Below are 26,387 nucleotides of genomic sequence, written 5' to 3' on the forward strand. Positions count from 1 at the left end.
AAAAATGGTAATCTTACAATCCGGTCTGGGTAACTCCGCAACTACTCGCATAAATCAAAGATATGTATATTTAGATGATGTTCTCCAAAGGATCTTTCCCGGATAATGTGCCCATGCTTTTAATGATTTTGAACCTTGCAAAAAGCTCTTCACTATACCAGTTTTCCTCTCTTGTCTTTTTGATTACCTCTCTATGTTCCGCCGATCCATAAGCAAATGCTTTTATATCCTCTGCTGATTGCCAGACAGAAAATGTGGCTTGTTTATAAACTGGTGCTTCTCCAATCCCAAAAGAAGTAATATATCCTTTGGCTTTAAGCATAAGCTGAGCTACATGATCTACATTGGACCAAAAACCTTTCAATTTAGAAAGTCGTATAGTAGCGCGAGTTAATACGGCAACTGGACCAGTATAGGTAGTTGGATCGAAATCTTTTCCAAAAGGGGTTTGATTATTCCAGGTGCCATGACTGCTGAGCGGTTTACATAATACAGTCCATTTTTCCTGAGTGAAATTGCTCCACCAGCGACTTATAAAGGACTCAGCATAAAAGGTATCAAAGTCTTCCTGTTTTTTCCAAACGGCTAACAATGCCCATTGCTGTAAATCAGGAGAAAGATCAAATGTTCCATTGCGACCAGAGCCCATTAACCGATAGAAGGAGCATTTTTTATTGAGAGACAATGGAAGCCGGTGTATAGCCATCGCCAAAAATGCAAAGGGAATATATCGACGGGGGTATCGGATAATAGTAAGTGAGACAATCATCAGGTTGTAAATAAATCTTGAGATAGGGTATAAAAATAGGCATAAAAAAAGGGCCGTAAAGCCCTTTTTAATATCGTAATTCAAATTAAACTGATTTATTCACCAGCGTTGCCGAAACTAACTTTTGGGATATGTTTATCAATTTCCCATCTGCCTGCTCCTTCCTCGCCAATAACGTCGAATAACTCCAGAATTCTTCGTGCAACGTATTCCTCTTCCACTTGTTCTTTAAGGAACCATTGTAGAAACTGGAAGGTGACATAATCATTTGCCTTTTGACACCTGTCTGCAATGCGGTTAAAATTTGAAGTTACCTGAATCTCCTGTTGAAGTGCCATTTCAAACACTCCTTTAAAGGAATCAAATTCCTGTGGAATATTAGTTACTTCTGGAGAAACCGCACTTCCTCCAAGATCATTTACATAGCGAAACAATTTAAGCATGTGCTCTCTTTCTTCTCCTGATTGTTTTTCCAGATAACCTGCGCTGTTATCATAACCATTACGGTCGCACCATGAAGACATGGCAAGGTATATAGAAGAGGAATATGCTTCCACTTTGATTTGCTCGTTAAGTAAGGCTTCTATTTCTTCTGTAAGAGAAGTTCTTAATCTAAGAAGGTCTTTCATAGTCGTATACTTTTTATCTAATATACAAAATAAAAAGATAATGTTTTAAAAGCGGGTGGGTATTTGTTATTTGGAGTGAGTTCAAATCCTTATCAAGCAAATTGCAGCTGATTGGTTCTAAGAAGGGTATGAAGATGAAGGATAGTTTTTGCTCCCCCAAGAATGCGCTGTAAACGAATCGTATCAATCATCGTTAATAGAAAACACGTTTCCGTATACAATGGCATTAAAATAGCGATATCAGCATGTCTTGCAGTGTTTGACGCCATATCATGAAGATTTATAGCAAACACGCGCTTAGTAAAATCAATGAAATTAATGGGTTTAAATGCAGTAACCCGCCCAGCATATTCCAATATGAAATGATTGGTTTGATCACATTGATAGACAGATCCACATTCAGTTTTGAAAATCTCAATAAGATGAGTATTAATTTTGGCTTGCATTTCCGTGTACATTAATACAAACTTACTATTAGTTTATAATTGATCCAAATAATAATACGCTTTTTTGTAATTATTCTAAATAAGAGATCAAATTGAATGTTTTGTGGCTTTAAAAGAAGTGTATCCTACTTTTTAAGATTGACAATAAAAGCAAATATACATAAGCGACAGTGCTTTTGCGATAAGCCTTGCTTCGGTTTTATATAGCGAAACTTTCATGATAGAGGAAATAGAAGGTGTATTCATGTGCATGTATACAAATCTGATAATGAATGTATTCTGCCTCTAAATCATCGGTTTGCAGATTCAATTCGTTATACAAAATGCAGTGTTTTAAATAGAAATAAATTTTAAGAAAAAATATCCTCAAAGTACCAACAGATTATCATTGGTATTTTGAGGATATAAAATATTGATTAGCAGCTTTATGCAAGCAATTGATAGCTAGTATATGGGTTCAATTATAGCACTAACCCCTTGTCTACCTGCTTCCACTTCTGGTAGGTCTGCTATTGGAAGAAGAGCCTTTGTTGTCATTTGATCTTTCTGGACTTTGAACTCTCTCAGTTGGCCTGCTTACCTGAGGGGTTGCCTGACTAGGTCTTTCTCGTGGTTGAGCTTCTTGAGGTTGAGTCCTTTTTTGTTGCTCTACTTGCCTTTGTGGAGGAGTTTCTGAAGAAGGAGTACGTTGTGGTGTCCGCGTAACTCTATTTGGAATGTCCCTTGATGTATTGGTTTCAGCTGGTTTGCTCGTTTGAGGGGCTCGGGTAGCTCCATTAGAATTTTTATCAGAGCTGTTGGTTTCAGCTGGTCTGCTCGTTTGAGGAATGCGTGTAACCCTATCAGATGTATTATTTGGAGCATCGGTTCTGTCGGTTCTCAAAGGTCGGTTTTCCCAACTATTACTTGAATTTCCATTTTGACCTCTTGGGGTAGCCTCCGTGTTGTTGCCATTCCTGTTGTCTGTACCAGGGGTTCTACCTGTAGTTGTACTCGGACGGGTATTTCTGCCATCCCGACTGTCTCTATCATTAGTTGGACGACCGTTCCGGTTATCCTCGTTTCGGTTCGAATTGTTTCTTCCGATAACCTCCGGACGATAAATTCGTAATGAACCTCTGTCTGCAACTGCTCTTCCCGGTCTGTTAGAGCCATAAACCTGGTGTACATCTACTCTACGCCTTGTAACCCGTTCCATCTCTCTGCGGTCAGGACCTGAAAAATAACGATGGTTATTGTTGACGTATATATTATTGATGACAGTTGTTCTTCCATAAATACCTGAATATCTATTTCTTGGTAAACAATAATTATAAACCGAACGATTGGTAATATAAAGTTGTGGCACAAAGATCCAGCGGGATAATGGAATGTTGATATTGATGTCGATCAAAAGGCCAGGACTCAGGGGAGCCCATCCATAGTATCCTCCGCCAGAGCGCCAATTTACCCAAGCCGGTCCCCATTCAGATCCTGGAACCCATAACCAGCCATAGTAATCGTCAAATAACCAACGTCCATAATGAAAGGGAGCCCAACCCCAGTCATAATCAGATACCCATGTATTTCCGTATTCGGTAATAACCCATTGTCCTCTTGTTCCGTATGGTTGAAAATCTTTCTCTACATCCGGTACCCAAACCTGTCCGTAGTCTTCATAATTGACCCATTCTCCATAAGGGGAGAGTTCGTCATAAAAAGTTTGGAAAGATACCCGGGCACCGGGCTGTAACACCATGCCTGCTGTACCTTTCATGCTGCCGATCACTGTAATCAGTAATCCTAGCATTAATAAGCGTTTTAAATCTTTCATCTGTGTGTGTTTAAATGATTAGAGAGGAATTGAGTATAAAGGTTTATTCCCAAGTTCCCTTTAACTGATTTGTTACGTGTGTTACATACAAGACGAAAGAAAACACCATTAGGTTACAAAGTATATAGGATATTTATGATTAAATCTGTGCTAAAAAGCAATTTGATTTTAATCTTTTAATAGGATATAAAGGTAATATCGCGGTGGTAGTCAACAATAATGAGCGATTTAAGCTTACTGAGATAATAATATATGAGGAAAATATAGTACCAACAATTAAGTGGAATAAGCAACTCAAGCTTTACTTTATAATAGCATATTAAACTGTTTTATAATGACTTAAGTATTAAAAATGCAAAAATATTTTATTTAAAGCGCCCTGTCAGGCAAATAACCCAACACGGCGCTTTATTAATTAAGATAATTCAGCAGATTTTGCCCATAAGTTTATAGATGCATCTACCGCATACTGATCAATTTGTGCTAGTTCATCAGCAGTAAAGCTCAAATTATCAATAGCTTTTGCACAATCTACTACTTGCTCCGGACGGCTTGCACCAATCAGGGCAGAAGTAATACGACCATTTCTAAGTACCCATGCAATAGCCATTTGGGCTAAAGTCTGACCCCGCTGTGCAGCAACTGCATTCAGTGACCTGATATTATTCAAGTTTTTCTCATTTAGAAACTCAGGTTTCAAAGATGAGTTTTGAGTCACTCTGCTACCTTCAGGTACTTCCTTTAAATATTTATTTGTCAGCATTCCCTGAGCTAAAGGAGAAAAAACTATCGATCCTATTCCTGCATCTTCTAGTGTATCCACCAAACCATCCTCTTCAATCCAACGGTTCAGCATAGAGTAACTTGGCTGATGAATGATGAAAGGTGTTTTCAACTCCTTTAAAATAGCCATTGCCTCAAGCGTACGTTGAGAATTATAGGATGAGATACCAACATACAAAGCACGTCCCGACCGTACGATATGATCAAGAGCCATCATAGTTTCTTCAAGTGGGGTATTCGGATCGAAACGATGCGAGTAGAATATATCGACATAATCCAGACCCATTCTTTTAAGGCTCTGATCACAACTGGAAATAAGATACTTGCGACTTCCCCATTCCCCATAAGGACCAGGCCACATACTATATCCTGCTTTCGAAGAAATAACCAGTTCATCACGAAGATTAGAAAAATCTTCCTTTAAGATCCGTCCGAATGCTGTTTCTGCACTTCCTGGAGGCGGTCCATAATTATTAGCAAGATCAAAATGAGTAATTCCAAGATCAAAAGCCTGTCTGCATATTGCTTTTTTATTACTATGATCAGCGTCCTCGCCGAAGTTATGCCATAAACCCAGAGAGAGTGCAGGTAATTTTAAACCGCTTTTTCCACAATGATTATAAATCATTTTGTTATAGCGATCTGGAGAAGGTGTCCATTCCATAAAATAAAACGTTTTATACTAAGGACACAAATTTGATGAAAAAGTTTGTTAGTTTAGCTGAAAAGGTTCATCTATTTATTGTATTGCATTAAATTTATCTCTGTATTCCGAAGGTGTCATGCCCACATTTTTTCTAAATATCTTTCTAAAGGCCTTTGGATCATTATATCCTGAATTAACAATCACTTCCATCATTTGCTGATCCGTTTGAACTAAAAGTTTTTTAGCCGCTTCCACACGGGTCTGCTGTAGATATTCAATAGGAGTTATCCCTGTAACTAATTTAAACCTTCTAACTATATTTCTTCTGCTTGATGGAATGTCTTTAATCATTTCCTCAATGGTACCGGTATACTGAAAGCTGTCCTCAATCTTTTTCTGTGCGGAAGCTACCAATGTATCATTGTGGTCTGTAAAAGGCTTAAAAGTGCTAAAATACGACTGGTTATCCCGATTCATATCAATAGCATATATTTTAGCAGCTCTAACTGCAATATCTTTTCCACAATAATATTGGAGCAGATGAAGCAAAAGATGAAACGTTGAGGTTGCCCCACCACTGGTATAAAGGAGTCCATCCTGAGTAACCGTTTTATCAGCTCTTAACAAAACATCAGGAAACGCTGCATTAAATTCCGGACAGGCATCTACATGTGTGGTCGCAACCTTGCCATTGAGCAGTCCACTCGCTGCTAATAAAAATGCACCCGTACAAAAAGTAGCGATCCTTGTACCCTTTTGGTGTTGTCTGTTTAACCATGGCAGATAATCCTGATTTGCAACAATATAATCTTTAACCGCGCCAGGTGAGAAAGATGGTATCAATAACAAATCGTATAATTCATCAGAGATTAGGTTCTGAGTGTTATAATTAGAAAAATGATCGGCACCATGATCATCAATTTTTATAAGGTTAATGTTAAATAGAGTCGATTGATTCGTATCTGTGTAAAACTTATTAGCCGTTTCAAACACATCCAATATAGCAGCTACACTTAATAATTTAAAATTTCTAATTAGTAAAAGACCTACCTGTTTCATGGTAAAATAGATTTATCACAATAAATATAGGTATTTTGTCTTAAAACCTGTGCTAGTTCAAAGCAAAACCAATCCTGTCTTTTTATTGAAATTATTTCCTAAATCAATCACATAATAATAAGTTCCCATTGGAAATAACACGCCGTTAATGTTCCCTACCATGGTATTTATATCCTTTACTGCTGAAATCCTTTGTTCCATAACGATTAAATACTTTATGATGGCATATGAAAAGGAATGTAATCCAACAATATTCCATTGATCCATTTATCTGCGTCCTAAAGTAGGAGATTATTCCTCTTCATAAGCAGAGTATCAATAAATAGGTAGTATGTCCCGATAAAATCTTTAAACTAATCCCTTACAATACATATCCCAATAACGAATCATTAACTTTTTTCCGTAACTACTAAAGTGTCTTCCCATCCCTGGAGTAGGTGTAAACTCACCAAATACCGCTCCCTTGGATGTAGCATAGAAGTCTATACGTACAAAAATTCCATATGCTTTACTTAACATCTTAGCTTGAGAAATAATTTCATCCCAACATTTTGGCGGCTTTTGTCCATCTACAAGTGGGTATTTAAGATGCAGGGTTTCCATTTTATTCCAGTGTTCGTCATAAAAATTTCCTTCACCTTTACTGGGACTAAACCTTTTAATTGCATGACAGCTAGCTATAACACCATTGAAACAAAGAAGCTTATAGTCATCCAAAATGGCATGCTCTCCCTCTTCATTTTCCAGAAACTCTTCAATAAGGAATTCTAAATCAGGATTTTTATCTACTTCAGATCTTAAAATATCTCTGATATCTTCCGGAGAGTACCCTTTGTCATCAAAAAGATTCAGCCCATTGTGCATCAAAAATACAAGATTTGAAGAGTGACCAACAGTAGGACGGATTACATAGTATAAAGGCAAAGTCTCAAAATTGATTTGCTGCACATCCGACCCTCTCCAATATAAGTCAGCAACTTTGCAGCCATGCTTTATCGCAAATTCTCTCGCGTTATATTTATTACTTAATTTACGCTGCCAGTATGGGACATCCTGCCATTTTTCCATAGAGTCATCAGCACGCATAGGCGTATTTCTAATCCACTCAGCATTGGGATCATTCCAAAAAAGGTGATGGCGATGTTGAATTCTCTTAGATACTTCACCAAGATTGCTCAAGTATTTTTTGATAGGTTTAAACATACTAATAGAAACGATTATTTGGTATTATATTTTGAAAATATTCAGATATATTGAAAATTTATAATTTCATTAATTTATATAATGCAGACAGTCAAGTACTTTTATTGTTTTTGTAATCTGAATATAATATTTGCCGCTCTAAAACAGAGCGGCAAATAAACCCTAAAACTAAAAAAAAATTAACGCTAAAAAAGGAGTAACAATCTGAAGTACCTGATCTTTGGATAGTGGCTCATCAAACGCTTCTGAAGCGGCATTTGCAGAAATAGCCTGACCATTAATATTTGTTATTTCTAACATCGCCTGCATAGTAATTTCTTCACCAGCATACACGTTATTGACAGCCGCACCAATACCTGAATTATTAAGCGTAATCCATGGTTTAACGTCAGCACCTCGTCCTTTACGCATCTGCCTGATATGAGAGGCATGTCTGGCTTCCACAGAATGGATATTCAAAGCAGCTGTTAATACACCAGCATTACCTTTTAAATTTCCAGCCTGACCTTTATAAGCCCGTACACCAGTGTCTTCAAAAGCCTGAGCGACCGCTAAAAAGGTATCATAATTGCTAAATACAGTTGGGAAAGTTCCCTTAGCCGTAAAGTCGAAAGCAGGTTTAGTACCTGGCTTTGCGCCTAAAGATGTAATCGTATCCTGTAAAAATTTCACATGCGATTTTTCATGCTGACAAATTGTAGTAATGGCACCCATAGGTGCTCCCGAAGGAATTAGTCCTGCACTTTTTAACCCAGTGTCGTAAAATTCAGACTCCAGCTGTTCAAGTGTTAAGGCAAACTGAAGTACACCAACAATAGTATCTGTAGTCTGTCCGTAGGCCTTATTCAACATAGATCCCAGTGCCAATGGTACTGCCGATAACGCAATCTTTGAACCAATATTGAAAAAGCTTTGCATTGCTTTTCTTCTAGGACTGATGCGATCATAAATGTTTGCATCAACCTTTTCAATTTCATCTAGAATATTTTGAATGTTCATAGTGATAGTTTTAACCTGGAAGTGTATTTAAATTAATTTTAGTAACAACATAAGCACCTGCAATGGCAAACACTTCTTGTGGAGAACGGGATTTGTCTAAGCCCATAGCATCAATTACTGTGTTATCAGCAAATGTGCCATTACTGATCAAATCACGAATTAAGGCTGCATGCCTGGCTTCAACCGATACGATTTTACCTGCAAGTACCAAATAATCGCCTAAAGCAATGTATTGTCCGGCACCGTTATAAGCCGATACACCTAAATCTTCGAAAGCTTTTGCTGTTCCCAGAACACTGTCCCGGCTATTAAAATTAATTGAACTAAAATTAACTTTCAAATCAGGAATAGCATTTGTACCAAGAGCAGATTTAAAAAATTCCCGATGTGCAATTTCATGATCTCGAATATCTGTTAAAAGAGATTTTTCGTTAGCATTCATTGATTCATAAGGAAAATTGAGAACCTGGATGTAAAAAGCAGCTTCCAGTTGCTCTAATGCGTAAGCATAGTTTAATACAGCGGTGTCTCCAGTGCCAAAAGATACACCCATATCATCACTGTTCATGTCTTTTTTACAGCCGGCAGCCAGTAAAGCAAGACTGGCAGCACCGGCACCTGCATATTTTAAAAACGAACGCCGTTGAACATTTGCTGTTAAGAATCCATCCGCTTTTTCTAAAAATAGCTGATCTTCCTCATTCCTTTGGTTTTTCATAAATTAAGCTTTTAGTTTCTTACATCTACGAGAATTTTACTATGGTCGGTTTTAAAATTCTTTTTTTTTATTAAAAAATATGAAAGCTTAAAAAACTAATAATTAAATTTTTAGTTATTGTGGATGAAGTCACACCATTTTGAGAAGAGATCATATTAAAATAGCAGAGCATGAGCTTATTGAAGGTATTCGCCGAAAGGACAGAATGGCCGCAGAAGCTTTGTACGATATGTATTCTGCTGCAATCTTTGGAGTGATTATCCGCGTGGTTCAAAATCAGGAATTAGCAGAAGACTTATTACAGGATACATTTGTTAAAGCGTGGAATTCGTTTAATTCTTATGATGCATCTAAAGGCAAATTATTTACCTGGATCAGCAATATCGCACGCAATAGTGCTATTGATAAACTGCGTTCAAAAGATTTTCGTAACCATAGCAACATCGATAAGATAGAAAACAACGTATATGCTATTGACGAACAACAGTACGTCGAAATAAATTCGGATGGTATGGGTGTAAGGGAACTGGTAGAAAAATTAAAACCTCAGGATAAAGTCATATTAGACTTAATTTATTTTAAAGGTTATACACACGTAGAAGTTTCAGATGAGTTACATTTACCTTTGGGAACGGTGAAAACCAGATTAAGGAGTGCAATTAATACATTGAAAAGTTTTTTTAATTGAAGCAGTGGAAGATATTAAAGCATATATCGAAAGTGGGATCTTAGAACTATACGTTCTGGGTAACCTAACTGATGCCGAAAGACATGACGTGGAAGATATGTGCCTTAAGTTTCCGGAGTTAAGCACGGAAATTAGCCAAATTGAAAATTCTCTATTGCAGTATTCCAATGTATATGGCATAGAACCTCCAACATCTTCACGCGATAAGTTCTTGTCATCCCTGAATTTTGAAATACAAGCAGAACCGCTACTGGAAGCTGAAGTTATCAATCTGCCTTCCAGAGAAAAAAGTATTAGGTTTTATAAATATGCATTTGCAGCCTCTGTTGCCTTATTGTTAGTGTCACTCTTTACCATTATTAACTTAAATAAGGAGCTGAAGGAATCAAAAAACGAAATTATAGCACTTCAAAGTTCCAATCAAAAATTTGCATCTCAGGTAAATTACATCGGTAAGGAGTTACAAGTGAACAAAAAGTTCCTGCAGGTATATCAAAATCCGGAAGAATACAAGCTGGTTACATTGAATGGAACACCGAAAGCTCCTGAAGCAAGTATGAAGGTTGCCTTTAACAAGGACAAACAGGAAGTGCTGATTGATATTTCATCCTTAAACTTACCGGCACCGGATGCCAACCACCAGTACCAGTTATGGGCTCTTGTAGATGGCAAACCGATAGATCTTGGGGTATTCGATTATACAAGCGCACAATCAGGTTTAACTCAAATGAAGTCTATTGGCAAAGTAGATGCCTTTGCGGTAACTTTAGAGAAAAAGGGAGGAAGTAAGACGCCAACCTTAACTGAGCTGGTCGTTATGGGAGGTGCATAAGTTTAACTTATGCACCTAAAAAGGTCTTTAGACACCCAACAAGGCCAGTAAATCCTGTTTGTTCAATGTCTTAACGCCATTATCTGTTCGGATCAGTTCATTCATCAGTCCCTTTTTCGATTCCTGCATGTCCATGATCTTCTCTTCGATGGTATCTTTACAGATTAGCCTCACTGCTACCACATTCTTTTTCTGCCCAATGCGGTAACACCGGTCTATAGCCTGATTCTCCACTGCAGGATTCCACCATGGATCCACGATATACACATAGTCCGCAGCCGTTAAGTTCAAACCTGTTCCACCAGCCTTCAAACTGATCAGGAATACCCGCACCTCCGGATTATTCTGAAACTCCTGAATTAGCACTTCTCTGTTTCGTGAAGCCCCTGTTAAGTAGCTTAAGCCTATTTTCCTATCATCCAACTTTTTGCGAATCAAATCAAGCATCGTCACAAACTGAGAAAATATCAGGATCTTATGCCTGCTTGATTTCGTTTCAATCTGTTCAATCAGCGTGTCGATCTTGCAGGAAGCGTCTCCTTTCACCTTTTCACCCTTCAGCAACAGAGGCGAATCACAGATCTGCCTCAACTTAGTCAGCCCTTTCAACACATGCATGGACTTCCTTGGGAGTTCCGAATGATCAGTAGCCGAAATAAACTCCCTAAATTCCCGCTCATAATCATCATATACCTTGCGCTGTTCCGCTTGCATCTCACAATACAAAATCATTTCCGTTTTATCCGGCAATTCATTTGCGACCTCCTGTTTAGTGCGCCTCAATATAAAAGGCTTCACTTTCTTCTGCAGTTCAGCGGCACGTCTACTTACCTTAAATTTATCAATTGGAGAGGAGTAGATATCTTTAAAATATTGCTTGCTGCCTAATAAACCCGGACAGGCAAATGAAAGCTGACCATAAAGATCGAAGGTGTTATTTTCAATCGGTGTACCAGTTATCGCAATCTTATTCCGGGAGGTTAATAAACGAACAGACTTGTAACGTTGCGATTCCGGATTCTTAATATTCTGCGATTCATCCAGAAAAATATAGTTAAACGAATAGTCCTTTACGAAGTTGATATCCGAAAGCAGGGAACCATACGAAGTCAGTATCACCTCATACTGATCGAACTCATGATTGTTTTTCAACCTGTTGCCCCCATAAAGCGTCAACAATTTGATAGAAGGAGCAAACTTTTCTATTTCCGCCTGCCAGTTAAAGATCAGGGAAGTAGGCACAACCAGCAGATTGGTGTTCTGCTTAACTTTCGTTCTTTGCGTAAGGATAAAAGCAATGATTTGAAGCGTTTTACCCAAGCCCATATCATCAGCCAGACAACCTCCAAAGCTAAAGTCATCCAAAAAATTTAACCAGTTTAAACCCTGCAACTGGTAGGGGCGAAGAGTTGCCAATAAACCTTTCGGAATTTCAACCGGAGCAATTCCTTCGAAATCAGGCAGCTTCTTTTGAAATAAAAGTAACTCATTCCTGGCATCAGCTGTGAAAGTATCACTCTCATACAATTCCGCAAGAGCAGAAAAGTTAATTTTAGGTGTACGAATAGTCTCTTCATCAATTACTTCTCCCGCATGAAAGTAATTCGTAAATTTCTCTATCCATTCAGCCGGTAAGATGCCCATCGTACCATCATCCAATTGCACATATTTACTTTTATTCCGGATTGCTTTATGTACCTGTTTTAAGGAAGCCTTCCTACTGCCATAGCTTACATTGATTTTACTGTTGAACCAGTTGATCCCGCTTAAAACCTGTATCGAGATCTTTACCTTGTTCGCATTCAGCTTATTGCCTTCAATCTCATTGAACCCTAAAACAGTAATATGCCTATCTTTCCAGTCTTCGAACACTTTTAAAAACCAGTCTTCATTCAAAAAGTGCTTCTTATGTAAAAAGAAATACTGAAGCCCATTATCCATTTGTTCTTCAAAATCAGCATGTTGCTTCAATAGAAGGGCCGTAAACTGGATTTCAGCATCTTCATCACGCTGAACCAAGAAAGGACGACCTCTCGAATCCTCTCCGAAAATCTGCTTTCTCGTACGGATAGGAATTTCAACCTCCCCATAACGGATTACGGGTATAAGCATCACATGTTGACCAAAGTCAGACAGAAAGATAATCCGTTCAATGTCCGCATTAAAGCCCTGTTCCATAATCTGTTCGGGAGAAGCCACCTCAATATCCGTATAATTGATACTCACCCGTTCTTCCAGTTTACTTAAGATGGTGTTTTTGAAATCTTTGTATTTAGACTGATGAATCAGCGGGTGATTCGCTTTTCTCTTAAGGAAATTGATAATGTCCAACGTATTCAGAAAATCAATCAGGTATAGTGTGTTTTCAATCAGGATAAAATAAGTATGTTTAATAACCAGGTCTTCAATATCGTATATGCTGTCCCCAATCTCCACACTTCCTGTAACCTCGTAAAACTGGCCTTTTCTGCTGACTGTTAATGTAATATCACTTACGGTGCTGGTACTTACCTGTACAGATTGAACAGATAAGGCATTTATACTTTCCGCAACGTCACTGTTATGAATATAAAAAAGAAAGTTGAGCGGGTTTTTTACAATAGCCTTTAAGCTGTTGATGGCGGCCTGAGTAACCTTTGAATCCACATTATTCTGAAATCTGGACAATGCAGTAAAGAACTTAATCGCATCCGCTTCATCCGTTTCCCATATTAAATCAAGCGGATTGACTGCTTTTAATGGGTTTTTGATCTTGCCATCTTTCGTTTGCTGTGCCTCGTATATTTCAATAAACAGATGTTTATAATACTTATGCTGCTTAAGGACAACCATTCTTAAACTACCTTCAGCTAAATCAGTCTTTGGCATGACAGGTTCCTGAGCGGACGTCAGTTGATCCTTTAAAAGACTTAAACTTTCCTTGGTTACAGGAAGAAGCGTATTTAAGATAGGCCGGATGGCTAATTTTTTATCCAGGTACTCTATCAAAAAATAACGATCCAGATCAAGATCATGCTCCAAGCCATAATCTAAAGCGAACTTCTGGAGTTTATCATGACGTAATGAACGGTCGAAAAATACCCGCAACTCATTACGTTTCAATAAACTAAGTAATACGAGCGATTGATGTTCACATAAATTGGTCTTTTTGTTTTTGCAAGAGCAGGAGATACATAGTTGATTTCCGCTCTGCTTCACTTTAATTTCAGGAAAAGCATCTGCGCTGTACTGAAGCATAAAGGAACCTTCATCTACAAACAGGTAGCGGGGAATAACAAGATTGACAGATTGAAGCAAGTAATCTGCATTCACACTGTGCTGGGTAATAAGCTCTTCCGACAATGCCGGCAAAGTTAGCCCATTAAATAGGTATTCGTCCTCCTGATCTGTTGCTGCTATGCCCAATTTATACCTTGTCTATGTAACCTGAATAATTTTCAAGCAAATATGCAATCAAAGAAACTTCAAAGGAAATGAATCTGCAAATTTATATCGCTAAATTTCTTCGCTAGGCTCAGTAGTGTTAAATTCTTCGATAAATTCTAGTACCATGAGCTATTTATTTACTGAATATTTTTTAAGTATTCCTTTAATGGAATAAGGCCCATTTCAGCCCTTCTTTTATCCACTGATTCCGGTTCTTCTAATATTTCTGATTTTGATAGTTTTCTTAATCCTGATGGAACCTTAAAGTGGTTTATACAGGAGATTATAAAGAAGCAACATAAAAAGAGTAGGGATAAAAAAAATCGGTTGTGTTTCATATTACAGTTTATAACTTAACCCTATCGTTACATTTGCTTCATATAATTTCCTCGGGTGAGTCTCATCATTAAAATTTAAAAGGCTATGAAATACAAGCTGAGGATTTACGAATAAGCCTATTTTATTATTAAAAAAGTACTGAGCACCAGCGCCAGCGCCAAGCCCTATACCGGATTGATTATCCAGTTCAGCTGTGTTTTTTATATCCAGATCGAAACTTAACCCCCCATTGAGATAAAAATAATTAAGAAAAGTATATTTTACATACACTGGCATACTTAAAAGCTGAATTTCCTCTGCCCTTGACACTTGTGGTTGCCCCATAGGCGCAGGGGTAACATTGAATTTATGTGTCAGCAAAGACAGTCCGCTTTCTATTCCTATATGCTTACTTTTTTGATAGGTGTAATGTAGGCTGAATTTTTGGGTTGATTCCTTACTAACGCCAGCAGTACCTAGTAATAGCTCTTTTTGGTGAAGATAACCATCCGAAAAGGAATAAGAAACACCTACATAATGACCCTTTGCAGGGATTTGCGAAAAAAGGGTATAGCTAGATAATAGGAACATGAATAATAGAGAGAGTTTGGATGTCTTCATGGTACTGAAATAAGGGGATAAAATTTTAAAAGTATAAATATTGATAAGTTTATATTAGCTTGACCGAGCAAATAGATCAAAGCATTGAAATATTCAAAAACACATTCAATTATTGAATCAATTAGCTTTTATTATTATGCCTAATCTAACAATATATTGGATCTTATTAGGCGAAAAGCATATCTATTTTTTTAAGAAAAATAACTAGAAGACATCTAAACTTTGAATATTGAAAATTCTGCGGATTCTAGGTTTTATTAAAATCAGAACAGCTTTTAAAGCTTAAACCCCCATAATATAAATTAATCTTTCCATCCTAAAACCGGAAAAGCCAAGGCTATCCGGTTCAGCACGCTGGAATCTATATGTAAAGTACTGGATTGTCAGCCAGGGGATTTATTGGAGTATGCGAAGGAATAAGAACTTCGTTTTTGCAAGAAATTACATTTCATACAGGCTCATTTTCTAGGCCTGTATGAAACATAAACCAAATATTACTCAACATGACAGTAGTAGCTTAAAAATGGAAAGTTCAAGCCTTTGATGTGAATGTGAAGATGTCCATATAAAAGGATAAGTTCCATTTGAAAACATTTGAATTATTATTGATGAATATTTATTGCCCAGCGGATCCATCGATCTCAAGACAAGCGGCAAAATCTCCCCGATTTACCTATCATTTCTTTCGCGTCAGGTACAGCGGCTCTAATTGTGTTGCACAGTTGCTGCAAAATTGGTTGGATGGATTCAGGACAACCTGAAATATATTCGTCAATGCTGTTCACTATAGTCTTTTCCATAACTATTTGCTTTATCTTAATACACAATTTAAAATTACATGAAATCGTTTATAATTACTGCAATTTTTTCTTTCCTGGTCCTGATAAGTTCCGCACAATCTCGATTTGTGCGTTTACATACCAATAAAGGCGATATCCTTTTGCATCTATACGATGAAACACCTAAACACAGGGATGCTTTTATCAAAAGTATTGAGGAGGGACTTTATGATCATGCCGCTTTTAACCGGGTAATAAAATCCTTTGTAAATCAGGGAGGAGAGTTAGACGAAACGATTTTAGATAGGGAAAAGCTACATCCTGAGCTTCCTTTAAAACGTATAGATGCAGAAATAATACCCAGTCTTTATCATAAAAAGGGAGCATTAGGTGCAGGAAGGAATGATAATCTCCAAAAGCGTTCTTATCTAACACAAATTTATCTGGTTGCTGGCAAAAGGCAAACAGATAAGCAACTCGATTTCTTGGAACAGAAAAAAGGTATCAAGTTTTCTGCTGAACAAAGAGAAGTGTATAAAACGATAGGAGGGATCCCGCGCCTTGATCAGGACTATACGATTTTCGGAGAAATTATACAAGGTATGGATGTGGCTGATGCAATTAATGCAACGGCGACCAATAGTCAGGACCTTCCAATCAATCCAATTATCTTTACTCCTGAAATCGTATCTATAAAAGAATCGACCCGAATTCTAAAAAAGCTCCATTTGATTGAATGAAGAAACGGTACAGTTGTTTACTAATTTAAAGAAGGTCACTCCTGAGATCTTATAAAGTTGATTTGCATTTGTACTGCCCAGTGACATGACTATAATTCCTTCTAATATGAATGGCATATTATTCCGGTATTAGTCCAATGATAGCTAGCGTAAGTCGGACTTAACCCTGATATTTATTACATTGTTTGTGTTTTCAATACTAATCTGTTTACCTGATGTTCGTAAGTTGGCTAATCTATTTCCATTCGTATATCTGTGGAGCAGTGGATTGATGAAATACCATAATTACAGATTTTTAGTATTTGATGTAACCTTGATTTGATGAAAAGTGTCTTTTATGTCTTTTTATGACGTATGAGAGAAGATTTGAGAAGATTTAGCATCATTTTCGTACGTCAGGATCTTTAACGATTACTTTACTGTAAATCATAAAGATTATGGCTAGTATAGATAATAAAGGAATGATCCACGGAACCGCAGGATCAGTGATTTACCGTGAGTATCGTGGAAAGAACATCATCCAGGGTAAAGCAAAAGCATTTAAGCAAACCGAAAAAACTAAAAGGAGCGCTACTGAGTTTGGACTTTCAAGTTCTTCGGCAGCAGTTATCCGTACGGCTTTTGAACCGGCTTATTTCTTTAAGGATGGGACGGCAGCTTACAGGAGCACCCAATTGGTGTACCGGTCGATACTAAACAATGTGACCGGAGAGAAGGGAAAAAGGGATCTGCATGACGGGGACCTTTCTTTTTTACAGGGACTGGACTTTAATGCGAACAGTAAACTGCATGAAGTGCTACAAATGAACCATGAAGCAAGTAAAAGCGCAAATGGTGTTGTAAGTGTTACCCTTGGATCCTTAAACACCCAAACAGACATAAAAAGGCCTAAAAACGCAAGCGGAGCCTATATGAAACATCGCATCAGGTTAATGTTGGTTGCTTTTAACTTCAGGGAAGAGTATTACGAAAACCTGGGCTTTCAGGATTTAGACATTGAAGGGTATCAAATCATAGAAGGGCAAGTGATAACTTTTACAGAACCAGTTCCAGAAGATTGCCTGGCACTAGTCAGTATGTCACTGATGTTGTATTCTACAATCGCCCAAACCAATGAAAGTATCCTATTAAATAGTAAGGAATTCAGTCCCTGTGCTATTATTGGAACTTTCAAATCAGAAAAACCATCTGAATACCCTATAAAAGATGTTGATACACAACCCTCTAACTACCCCGGCAGAGAAGAAAAAATCAAAGGGATGTTTTATAAAGGCAATCTTCTTATGTTAGGACTTGTAAATAAAATCAGCAAAATGACCATTTCATCATCTCGAAAGCAACAAGTGAATAAGATTATACCAGATCTTATCCTTACGGGCAAGGTCTCCTTCAAAAAATGATGACTCCTAAAGTCGTATAGAGATACCTATCTTAAGGTAAGTAAAGCTATAATGTGATGATTTATCTTGTTAGTGCAGCATAAGCGGATTTAACATTATCTTAGAAAAAATATTATATTTAGCCAATCCAAAGGGAATTTAGCTCAGTTGGTTTAGAGCACTACCTCGACAAGGTAGGGGTCGCTGGTTCGAGCCCAGTAATTCCCACTTAAAGAGCTGATTAATTTTGATCAGCTCTTTTTTTTGGTGTGCCGGGCATGGCAATCAGCTATTGTGTGAAGGTTTTGAACCTATTTTGCAGTAAACGGATTCAGCTACAGTTTGATATTGACCACGGAATGAATAATAAAATGATTTTTAACAGCTTTATGGCTAACTCAAATCATTAGTATGACTTAAAAACTATAGTTGACCGATGATAAAAAGGATTAAATTGTATAAAATTAAAGCTGTATGCTTTCTTTTATTCCAATTGTTTGTCATGCCATCAATTGGCCAGATCAAATGGCCAGCTGGACAGCTGCTTCCTTCTTTCCCTGCGCCTGCACAGACCTTGGATTTAATTACGCTTCGCCAAAACTCTTCTTATTCAGCAGCAGAAATGTATCTGTTTGCTTCGTTGAAGGGCATCGTAAACAAGACTAAACCACGTATTTTCTCTTATGAGGGTGATTCTTTCGGTGAAGGGCCACATACCTGGCTTCAGTCCCTAGGTTTGAGTTGGTCTGAACCTGCAGATAAATGGGACCTTATTACTAAATATCGTACTGAAATTTCGGGTTTGATCGTATACGATCCTGCTCAGCCACACACGATTAATCTGGCCACAGTACTTGCAAAAGGCAAAGGTGCATTGATTGCCTCGCCTTTGTTGTTGTCCAAATTAACGTCTTCTCCATATAACTTACCTGTCTTACTTGATTTGCAGGGGAAATTTAGTAGCAAACTTGAAGTTTACCAGTCGCTATACGATATGTATTGGCCACACCTTGATCACCGTTTACTAATTGGACTAAACCCTAATGCACATAAAGCGGCTCTGCGTGAATATGCAGTGGCCTTAGGTGCTGCAGTGATATGGCTCGACCCTAAAGTAGCTGGTGAAAGTGAATTGCTGAACAAATTTTTATCTTCAATGTCCCCTGGTTCAAGTTTTATGGGGTGGTGGCCAGAAGAAGGGGCAGGCGTGACGAGAGCTTCAAAGTATGGTATTGCAACTATTGCAAGTGATTGGTGTTCTAATCTAACGGTACATAGTGGTACTTCCAGAATCGTAAATATCAAACCAATACCTCCAAAACCGACACTTAAAAATAAGATCTACGTTGCATTTATATTGAGTGATGGAGATAATTTACAATATACAGAGCATCTTATGCGCAAACTTTGGAATAATCCAGACCGGGGTACTGTTCCAATGGGATGGACTGTGTCACCTGCCATGCTGGATGCAATGCCTGGTGCGCTTAACTACTATTGGCAAACGTCCACTGACAATGATAACCTGGTATCCGGACCTTCTGGTTATGGGTATACCTATCCTAATACCTGGTCTGATCAAAATTTGCTAAAACAGTTCGTTTCTAAAACGGAGGATTATAATAATCGTGCTGGTTTACGGGTAATCACCATCTGGAACACTATTGTTGGCGGGATTGACTCAAATGTGGGGAAGATTTATGCCAGTCAGGCACCATCGTTGCTTGGTGTTACTGCCCAGAACACAGGTGGCGGACTCACTATCTATAATAACAGCTTGCCTGGAATGGCACTTTCCTGTAACTATTGTACAAATGAACAAGCAATGAAAGATCATATCGGGCGTGCTTCCGCTGGTTGGAATAGATCATCACCACGATTCCTGATTATACAGGCGCAGCCGTGGACTAACATATCGCCAACCAGTTTTAAAAATGTGGCTAATTCACTTAATGAAGATTATATAGTAGTTCGTCCTGATCATCTTTTTCAGCTTATTCGTGAGGAAAATGGCATTTCTACAAATCACTGATAAGTTTATTCCTGCTATGGACAAAGGTATAAATATGACTAATTATTTACTTTAGCTTTTAACTTTAATTAAGTAAATGTCAACAGCTATTCAGGTTTTATTTTTACTATTTTGCCATCTTTCATTACCACGAGTTCAGTTTTTTTATACTTCTTAAACTCAATTAGTTTTTCATATGCCTTATCTAGTCCTAGCATAATTTTGTTTCTAAGTTCTATTTGTTTTTCATCTGTGTTCATAACAGTGTCTTAGTTTGTTAAACTGAATTTTGTCAATGATGCTTAATTGTCCGTCCTTCATTTTTTGCGCCAAAAGCTCGTGTTTACCATTTGAGTTATTGAATATTAGAGCTCCATCAACAATTGGCAAATAAATGTCAAATAAGTTGATTATTCCTTTTACGTATCTTCTTTCGATAACATCGGCTTCGATGTTATGCCCACCCTCTGACACTCTTATCTTTACACGTTCTTTTGCTAACTCAACGTTTTCTAGCCAGAAGAAAAGCAGAGTAATTACATAGCCTTTTGCTTTAGCCTCGCTTATTTTGTTTTTGTAGCTTCTGGAAGAAAGTGTGGTTTCAAATGCAAAACTTTCGTTATCTTTCAATAGCCCGTTTATTCTATTAAGCATAATCCGTCCTGCTTCAATCGCTACTTCTTCAGGTTGAAAAGGGGACAATCCTTTGGCTATTTCGTCGGCATTAACAAACTCTTTGCAATTTAAGATCTCTGGCAATATAGTAAATGAAGCGGTTGTTTTACCAGCACCGTTGCAACCTGCAATTATGTAAAGATTTTTATCTAGCACAATTACGAATTTACAAAACATAATTGTCAATTTTACCTCAATATTATTACCATACTTTTAGATGTCTGGAAATTTACCCGAATAAGAGGATAGTGCTCTACTCCAAGTTACTCGAACTAGATAGTTTCGATTATTTTTTAATAGGTAGTATGCTTTCTATCATCCATAGAAGAGATCCTGACAAGAAATGGTGTTGATGTCCTTAAAATAAAACGATTTTAATTGACAAAATATATTGAGTGTTTTCGTTCCGGATGCAATGCTACAGTGCCCGCATTTTATTCCCCTTTGCCTCATGAGTAACCTCAGCCAATCCTAGCTTTTCCATCAATGGTGGAATATACATGCCAAAGCGCCCGCGAAGACCTTTTTTTAGTCCGTACCATCCACCTATTGGATTATTTTCAGAACACCCCCAAGCCTCAACGGTACCTTCTTTTGCAGGCTTTTGTTCATCAGCACTGCCTAATTCCATTCAATCACCATGTTTTTTCAGCATTTCATGAAGATCATTCAGGCAACGCATATTATAATGCAAAACAGTCTTACCAACTGTACACACAAAGATTTCTATTCCGTCCTTTTCATCCACATGCATGGTATATTCTGATGAAAATGGTGGTGTTTTAAGTAGCGTAGGCTCGCTTTTTGTTCCAATTTTCTCTTTCATTTTTTAATCCCCCAATTGCCACTCAGGTCTTTCAAAGTGGCAGGTATATCCATAAGGATTCTTTTGTAAATAATCCTGGTGTTCGGCTTCTGCATTCCAAAAATCTGTTGCAGGAACCACTTCTGTAACTATTTTACCAGGCCACTTGCCAGATATATCCATTTCTGAGATCAGTGTATTCGCTGTTTCCCGCTGACTTTCATCTAAATAGAAAATTGCAGAACGATAAGAAGCACCTATATCATTTCCCTGCCTGTTTCGGGTGCTAGGGTCATGAATCTGGAAGAAATATTCCAAAAGGTTGCGATAGGACAGCTGGGTTGGATCAAATTCGACCGCTATAGCTTCAGCATGAGTTCCGTGGTTCCGGTAAGTAGCATTCGGCACATCGCCTCCTGTGTAGCCAACTACAGTTGAAATAACGCCAGGATAGTTCCTGATCAGTTCTTCTACACCCCAAAAGCAACCGCCCGCCAATATGGCTTTTTCAGTATTCATATAAATTATTTTTTAAAAGTAGAATATTCCACTACCAATACAACTTTTCCGTTCAGCCCACCCTTAGAGACTAGTTCCTGTGCCTCAGCGGCTTTGTCTAAAGGAAGCACCTTTGCTATTTCAGGTTTAATTTTTCCTTCTTCTACCATTTGCTTCCCGTAGTCTAATTTCTCAAATGCCGGTGCTGATGAAGTAAAACCGGCAGATATACCGTATTTTTCAGCTAGTTCTGGTGATGGTGGCATCACTGCACTTAACAATAGCCCATTCTTTTTGATCACTTCAAACGATTTTATCTGAGTTTCTCCACCAACAAGATCAATAACGAGGTCAACATCTTTTACCAATTTGGTAAAATCCTGCGTTTTGTAATCAATTACTTCCTCAGCTCCAAGAGCTCTTACTAAGGCAACTCCATCACCTGAAGCTGTACCTGTTACCTTTGCACCCAATGCTTTCGCCATTTGTACCATTACTGCGCCTACAGCCCCTCCTGCGCCCTGAATTAGTACAGTTTGTCCTTGCTGAACTTTACCTTGTTCTACTAAAAACGTATAAGCTGTAACTAATGGAACAGCCAGTGCAGCTGCCTCATTCATGGTTACATTATTGGGAATTGTGGTTACTTTGGCTGCGTCAATAGCTATATATTCAGCATAGGTGTCACCAAAGGTGGTAGCAAATACCTTATCACCTACATTTATCCGTGTTACCTGATCGCCAATAGCTTCCACGGTACCCGCAACATCTCCTCCCGGTATAAAAGGGAAATGTACAGGAATTTGTTGTTTCATAGATCCTGAACGGATTTTTATCTCAAAAGGATTGACTGTTGTAGCGGCAACCCGAATCAACACTTCGTTCTCCTTAGGTTGCGGTTTTTCAACTTCACTTAGTGTAATGACTTCAGGTCCTCCGTATTTGGTATACTGTATGCTTTTCATTTCGTTTATTAGAATGCTAAATTAAACCCTCCGTAATGGGTATTGTTTTATCGGTATCTTTATTCACAACCGTATCGGCTTGTTCCAACGGTTTTCCTTAACAATGGTTGCACGCATATAAAAATTCTTAATCAATAAAGTGATTTTCCGTTTCAGTTTTGTCCGTTCCTTTTTCAGCACTGCCACAACACCTGCATCGCCAACTTCTTCAGCAGAAAAGAGATCAATAGCTATCTGTTTATCATGCCAGTCGCCGATAGTGATCTGTACTTGTTCCAGATAATCTTCATTTAGATTTAAGTTTAGCACCGGTTTCACCAGTGCATAATTATAAATCAGCATTTTCAATTGCTTTCGGCAGGCATGTAGCGTTTCATCCGAGGGTAGTATTTCAAGGCAAAGAGCAATATCCTCCAATTGCTGCTTGTAATACATCACTATGTGTTGGTTGCTCAGGTGGGGAAGTTTCTTTTTAAGACTCTTCCGAGTTTTGCGCAGTCTTTTTACATGTTTATTCGAGGCGGACCTAAGTTTAGCCGCTGATATCTTCATCAAATGACGTTGACGTCGTATAAAAGGGGAAATTCCTATCTGATGATCCTTAACCATTTCCAGATTTAGATAAGCGTTTCTGATCTCACCCGCTTCCTTAAAGATTTGACGTACTGGCTTTAGTTGTTTTTCGAGTTGAGCTGTTTTCTTTTCGAGATCTACCATTACTAGGAATGCACGTACTTTCTTTACCTGAATTCGAAATCGGTGCAGCGAATCTTGTTTGCCTTCATGATCAAAAGATTTCAAATGGGCTTTGAGTTTCGTCCATTCATGTTTTAAATAATGCCACTCAACCTTTTTCTTCATCCCTTATCATACAACAAGCTATTGATCTTTAAGTTTGGGAAATGAATTGCTACCATTTGGTCATTTTATTGGATCCGTAGGCCTGTTCAGTTGTTTTTTTATCCACTCAAGTGATTCCTGGTTAGTCTCTTCAAAGCGCCAGTGTCCGGAAATAGGGGTAATAGAAATTGTTTTACCTGCTTTAATGGAGTTAACTGCAGAAAATACAGATGTAGGGGGACATGTATTGTCATTATACCCCCAAGAATAAAATCCAGGTACAGTGATCTGTTTGGCAAAGTTGACTACGTCGTAATAGCCGATGGTTTTCAACTTTAATTTATTCCGTGTGCAATCGCCAAAAGCTATGCTGATGTTTCGGAAATTTTCGGTATCAAGGAGAGGAGAGATGCCATGTATTCGATGCTCAGACTAATATAACCCTGTTCTTCTTATAAGCTGGTAGCATTTCAGGTCCTGTTTCATAGCTGATAAAAACATTATCCACTGGGACACCAAACTTTAAAATGCTGACATGTATGGAGGCATTTTTATTCACCTTGTATTCCAGTCCTTTGCATAAGGTGTGAGTACAAACTCAATTAATTTGATTGGAGAAAGGGAGTTTTGTGCCGATGCGTTGGCGAAAAACCTCACAAATAACAATAGTAGAAATAACGGTTCTATTATATGCTCTTTAAGGCCGATTAATCCTTATGGGATAATCGGCCTTAAGAACTGTTTCAAAAGTCGTGAATTGCTTGTTGATTTTAAAAAGTTTCTTTGTCCTAAAACTATTTAAATCGTAAAATGAGGAATACTCATGGGAAAGTATCCAGAATTACATCTGTTTAATGATGTCGTTTAGAAATCTACCAAGTTAAAAACTTTGATCGTCAGCACTTGGGCCATACGAACCTGGGATTGGAATATCCAGTAAACGGAGATATACGCCCAGCTGAGCACGGTGATGAATAGTTTGACTTAGCGCGATACGAATTAATCCTCCCTTTGTAAGATTACCTAAAATCTGATCTCCATTTCTTAAGATCCATTCAGGTGTCAGGTCTTCATCCTTGGCATTTTCTAGTTTGGCTTTAGCCTCTGCAAAAGAATGTTCAAAGAGATCAAGTAGTTCTTCATTGTTATTCCATGTTGCAGGTGAATAAGGCACTACTGCAAAGTCAAGTTCATCTGTATCAAAGGCCAAAGGTATCCAGTTGGTTAGATCAGCAATATGTGATGACAGCTGCTTGATAGTCATGCTCTTTACATGTGGTTGCCATTCATATTTATCCTCAGGAATAATTTTCAGCATCTTACAGGTAGTCTCTGATTCCTGTTTAAGTTCTTCTAAAAAATTTGTTACTGTTGACATCTTGTTTCTGATTAAGTAACAAAGAAACAATAGTCCTGTGACAGCCCTATGTCAGCAGTGCTAAATAAAATTAATATTTTTTTTAATGGTATTAAACAATAGCTGTACTTTTTTCTTAATGGAATCGGGCTGAAGGATAATGGCGCAATCTGCGATAGACATATACCAGCGTGAAAATCCTTCTGGAGATAAAGTCAGGAATTTCATTTCTATGCCTTTAGCAGTTTGCTTTTCTGATACATAGCCCTGGTAATATTTCTGCTCACCCAAATGAAGTGAAGCCTCCTGATCAACAAGAAGGGTGATTTCTACGACTGAGAATGCTTTATACTGATCAATCAGGTAGTTCTCCAGACTGATATGAACGTCCTGATAACATTCGTTTGTTGTTTCGATTTTTATGATGCGATCAAAGCGGAAATCTCTGCATGCTTTCCTTTCACGGCAATAAGCAATCAGGTGCCAGTAATTATCAAGGTAAAGTATACCAATAGGCTCCACTAAACGTGATGATTGTTGCTGCCGGTAGTAGGAATAATATGTCATCTGCATCACCTTCTTGTCAGCAATCGCCTGCAAAATAATTTGAAGTGGATTCGGATGTTCCTTGAATTCTGGATGCCGCTTGCTTTTAATTACTTTTATCCTTTCATCCAGATCTTCTAAATAATCTTTGTCTGTCCGTTTAAGAACTGCCCTGATCTTATCCATTGCAAGGCTGTAAGATTTACTGTTTTCCTGATCGGTTAAAGACAGTACCAGTTTTTCTGCCGTAATGAAAGCTGTTGCCTCTTCGCGGGTAAACATAAGAGGAGGGAGGCGATAACCATCAGCCAGTGAATAACCTCTTCCGGCTTCACCTATAATGGGTACTCCGGCTTCTTCGAGTGAACGGATATCACGGTAAACGGTGCGTAAACTAATTTCGTAACGGTTGGCAACATCCTGCGCCCTGGTGTTTTTGCGCGATTGTAACTGAATAAGAATTGCGGATAGGCGGTCGATCCTGTTCATTGATTTACTCCTCGCTCGTTAAGAATTTTTGATAATTGTTCAGCAATGATTCAATCTGCAATTTTGCTACTGGATTGGCTGAATGTACATAGAATTGTAAGTCTTTAAGATCGAATTCACGATCGTATACCAACCATTTAGCACAAGCATAACCATCAGGAAGCAGGGACTGTGATTCATCTTCGCCAAGATCATTGTCAAAACTAATGAACTCTGGAAGTCCGTTTTCTGAAATATAAGCTACAAAATCGGTATAGCTTCTGACAATTATAAAATCAGCATCAGTGAGGTTTTTATAAACCATATTTACAGTTCGCAGGTCGTCAAGAAAAAGCTTATATCCCATGTTCAGT

The 26,387-nt window shown here is 38.0% G+C and carries 26 protein-coding genes, 1 tRNA gene and 2 pseudogenes; 7 read left to right on the top strand and 22 right to left on the bottom strand.

What is annotated here, in order from left to right:
- Positions 1-70 precede the first annotated feature (70 nt).
- From ADIARSV_RS06495 to ADIARSV_RS06540, 10 genes are all read right to left on the bottom strand, one after another.
- Positions 71-769 (bottom strand): DUF3291 domain-containing protein, encoded by a 699-nt coding sequence (locus ADIARSV_RS06495; RefSeq protein WP_040299305.1) that lies wholly within the window; start codon positions 767-769, stop codon positions 71-73.
- Positions 770-864: 95 nt separating this feature from the next.
- On the bottom strand, positions 865-1,398 hold the full coding sequence (locus ADIARSV_RS06500) for a ferritin (protein ID WP_016194636.1): 534 nt from the start codon (positions 1,396-1,398) through the stop codon (positions 865-867).
- A 92-nt stretch (positions 1,399-1,490) separates the two neighbouring features.
- Entirely contained in the window at positions 1,491-1,844 is a 354-nt protein-coding gene (locus ADIARSV_RS06505) for a hypothetical protein (protein WP_152439791.1), read from the bottom strand.
- 481 nt (positions 1,845-2,325) lie between these two features.
- The gene (locus tag ADIARSV_RS06510; RefSeq protein WP_016194639.1) at positions 2,326-3,657 is read right to left on the bottom strand and encodes a DUF6600 domain-containing protein; all 1,332 of its coding nucleotides are present in this window, start codon (positions 3,655-3,657) and stop codon (positions 2,326-2,328) included.
- A 415-nt stretch (positions 3,658-4,072) separates the two neighbouring features.
- Positions 4,073-5,104 (bottom strand): L-glyceraldehyde 3-phosphate reductase, encoded by a 1,032-nt coding sequence (gene mgrA, locus ADIARSV_RS06515; protein ID WP_016194640.1) that lies wholly within the window; start codon positions 5,102-5,104, stop codon positions 4,073-4,075.
- A gap of 75 nt (positions 5,105-5,179) precedes the next feature.
- Entirely contained in the window at positions 5,180-6,145 is a 966-nt protein-coding gene (locus tag ADIARSV_RS06520; protein ID WP_016194641.1) for a GlxA family transcriptional regulator, read from the bottom strand.
- A 57-nt stretch (positions 6,146-6,202) separates the two neighbouring features.
- Positions 6,203-6,346: a hypothetical protein gene (locus ADIARSV_RS21820; RefSeq protein WP_016194642.1), complete on the bottom strand. Its 144-nt coding sequence runs from the start codon at positions 6,344-6,346 to the stop codon at positions 6,203-6,205.
- A gap of 147 nt (positions 6,347-6,493) precedes the next feature.
- Complete coding sequence (locus tag ADIARSV_RS06530; RefSeq protein ID WP_235048373.1) at positions 6,494-7,324, bottom strand: ATP-grasp fold amidoligase family protein; 831 nt, start codon at positions 7,322-7,324, stop codon at positions 6,494-6,496.
- A 192-nt stretch (positions 7,325-7,516) separates the two neighbouring features.
- The gene (locus tag ADIARSV_RS06535; protein WP_016194644.1) at positions 7,517-8,347 is read right to left on the bottom strand and encodes a ferritin-like domain-containing protein; all 831 of its coding nucleotides are present in this window, start codon (positions 8,345-8,347) and stop codon (positions 7,517-7,519) included.
- Between the two features lie 10 nt (positions 8,348-8,357).
- A complete protein-coding gene (locus ADIARSV_RS06540) occupies positions 8,358-9,065 on the bottom strand; it encodes a ferritin-like domain-containing protein (RefSeq protein WP_016194645.1) in 708 nt (235 codons plus the stop codon).
- Positions 9,066-9,204: 139 nt separating this feature from the next.
- Here ADIARSV_RS06540 and ADIARSV_RS06545 point away from each other — a divergent pair, with 139 nt between their 5' ends.
- Both ADIARSV_RS06545 and ADIARSV_RS06550 read left to right on the top strand, forming a co-directional pair.
- Positions 9,205-9,753: an RNA polymerase sigma factor gene (locus ADIARSV_RS06545; RefSeq protein ID WP_016194646.1), complete on the top strand. Its 549-nt coding sequence runs from the start codon at positions 9,205-9,207 to the stop codon at positions 9,751-9,753.
- A 4-nt stretch (positions 9,754-9,757) separates the two neighbouring features.
- Positions 9,758-10,585, top strand: a complete 828-nt coding sequence (locus tag ADIARSV_RS06550; RefSeq protein ID WP_016194647.1) for an anti-sigma factor — start codon at positions 9,758-9,760, stop codon at positions 10,583-10,585.
- Between the two features lie 27 nt (positions 10,586-10,612).
- Here the strand turns inward: ADIARSV_RS06550 and ADIARSV_RS06555 are convergent, their stop codons facing one another.
- Positions 10,613-13,990, bottom strand: a complete 3,378-nt coding sequence (locus tag ADIARSV_RS06555; protein ID WP_016194648.1) for a DEAD/DEAH box helicase — start codon at positions 13,988-13,990, stop codon at positions 10,613-10,615.
- A gap of 360 nt (positions 13,991-14,350) precedes the next feature.
- Positions 14,351-14,950: an outer membrane beta-barrel protein gene (locus tag ADIARSV_RS06560; protein WP_040299308.1), complete on the bottom strand. Its 600-nt coding sequence runs from the start codon at positions 14,948-14,950 to the stop codon at positions 14,351-14,353.
- A 333-nt stretch (positions 14,951-15,283) separates the two neighbouring features.
- Here ADIARSV_RS06560 and ADIARSV_RS21000 point away from each other — a divergent pair.
- From ADIARSV_RS21000 to ADIARSV_RS06580, 5 genes and pseudogenes are all read left to right on the top strand, one after another.
- Positions 15,284-15,370, top strand: a pseudogene (locus tag ADIARSV_RS21000) (helix-turn-helix domain-containing protein); the annotation flags it as partial.
- 418 nt (positions 15,371-15,788) lie between these two features.
- Entirely contained in the window at positions 15,789-16,469 is a 681-nt protein-coding gene (locus ADIARSV_RS06565) for a peptidylprolyl isomerase (protein ID WP_016194652.1), read from the top strand.
- Between the two features lie 437 nt (positions 16,470-16,906).
- Positions 16,907-17,869, top strand: a complete 963-nt coding sequence (locus tag ADIARSV_RS06570; RefSeq protein ID WP_016194654.1) for a hypothetical protein — start codon at positions 16,907-16,909, stop codon at positions 17,867-17,869.
- 132 nt (positions 17,870-18,001) lie between these two features.
- Positions 18,002-18,076 (top strand) — tRNA-Val (locus tag ADIARSV_RS06575).
- A gap of 226 nt (positions 18,077-18,302) precedes the next feature.
- Entirely contained in the window at positions 18,303-19,880 is a 1,578-nt protein-coding gene (locus tag ADIARSV_RS06580) for a GxGYxYP domain-containing protein (protein ID WP_235048374.1), read from the top strand.
- A gap of 86 nt (positions 19,881-19,966) precedes the next feature.
- Here the strand turns inward: ADIARSV_RS06580 and ADIARSV_RS22095 are convergent, their stop codons facing one another.
- From ADIARSV_RS22095 to ADIARSV_RS06625, 10 genes and pseudogenes are all read right to left on the bottom strand, one after another.
- Positions 19,967-20,119, bottom strand: a complete 153-nt coding sequence (locus ADIARSV_RS22095) for a hypothetical protein (protein ID WP_016194657.1) — start codon at positions 20,117-20,119, stop codon at positions 19,967-19,969.
- Positions 20,106-20,711, bottom strand: coding sequence for a zeta toxin family protein (locus ADIARSV_RS06585; protein WP_016194658.1), 606 nt, complete (start codon positions 20,709-20,711; stop codon positions 20,106-20,108). Before ADIARSV_RS06585 ends, ADIARSV_RS22095 begins: the two co-directional genes overlap by 14 nt.
- Positions 20,712-20,952: 241 nt before the next feature.
- Positions 20,953-21,360 (bottom strand): annotated as a pseudogene (locus ADIARSV_RS23145) (DUF6855 family protein).
- 3 nt (positions 21,361-21,363) lie between these two features.
- A complete protein-coding gene (gene msrA / locus ADIARSV_RS06595) occupies positions 21,364-21,858 on the bottom strand; it encodes a peptide-methionine (S)-S-oxide reductase MsrA (protein WP_016194661.1) in 495 nt (164 codons plus the stop codon).
- Between the two features lie 5 nt (positions 21,859-21,863).
- Positions 21,864-22,802, bottom strand: coding sequence for an NADP-dependent oxidoreductase (locus ADIARSV_RS06600; protein ID WP_016194662.1), 939 nt, complete (start codon positions 22,800-22,802; stop codon positions 21,864-21,866).
- 63 nt (positions 22,803-22,865) lie between these two features.
- Positions 22,866-23,663 (bottom strand): CHAD domain-containing protein, encoded by a 798-nt coding sequence (locus ADIARSV_RS06605; protein WP_016194663.1) that lies wholly within the window; start codon positions 23,661-23,663, stop codon positions 22,866-22,868.
- A gap of 60 nt (positions 23,664-23,723) precedes the next feature.
- Positions 23,724-24,062: an acetylxylan esterase gene (locus ADIARSV_RS06610; RefSeq protein ID WP_316929491.1), complete on the bottom strand. Its 339-nt coding sequence runs from the start codon at positions 24,060-24,062 to the stop codon at positions 23,724-23,726.
- Between the two features lie 460 nt (positions 24,063-24,522).
- Positions 24,523-25,020 (bottom strand): DinB family protein, encoded by a 498-nt coding sequence (locus tag ADIARSV_RS06615; protein WP_016194666.1) that lies wholly within the window; start codon positions 25,018-25,020, stop codon positions 24,523-24,525.
- Between the two features lie 60 nt (positions 25,021-25,080).
- A complete protein-coding gene (locus ADIARSV_RS06620) occupies positions 25,081-26,034 on the bottom strand; it encodes a helix-turn-helix transcriptional regulator (RefSeq protein ID WP_016194667.1) in 954 nt (317 codons plus the stop codon).
- A gap of 4 nt (positions 26,035-26,038) precedes the next feature.
- Entirely contained in the window at positions 26,039-26,380 is a 342-nt protein-coding gene (locus tag ADIARSV_RS06625; RefSeq protein WP_016194668.1) for a cyclic-phosphate processing receiver domain-containing protein, read from the bottom strand.
- Between the last annotated feature and the right edge of the window lie 7 nt (positions 26,381-26,387).

It is taken from the genome of Arcticibacter svalbardensis MN12-7 (genome assembly GCF_000403135.1).
In the GTDB taxonomy this organism is placed as follows: Bacteria; Bacteroidota; Bacteroidia; order Sphingobacteriales; family Sphingobacteriaceae; genus Arcticibacter; species Arcticibacter svalbardensis.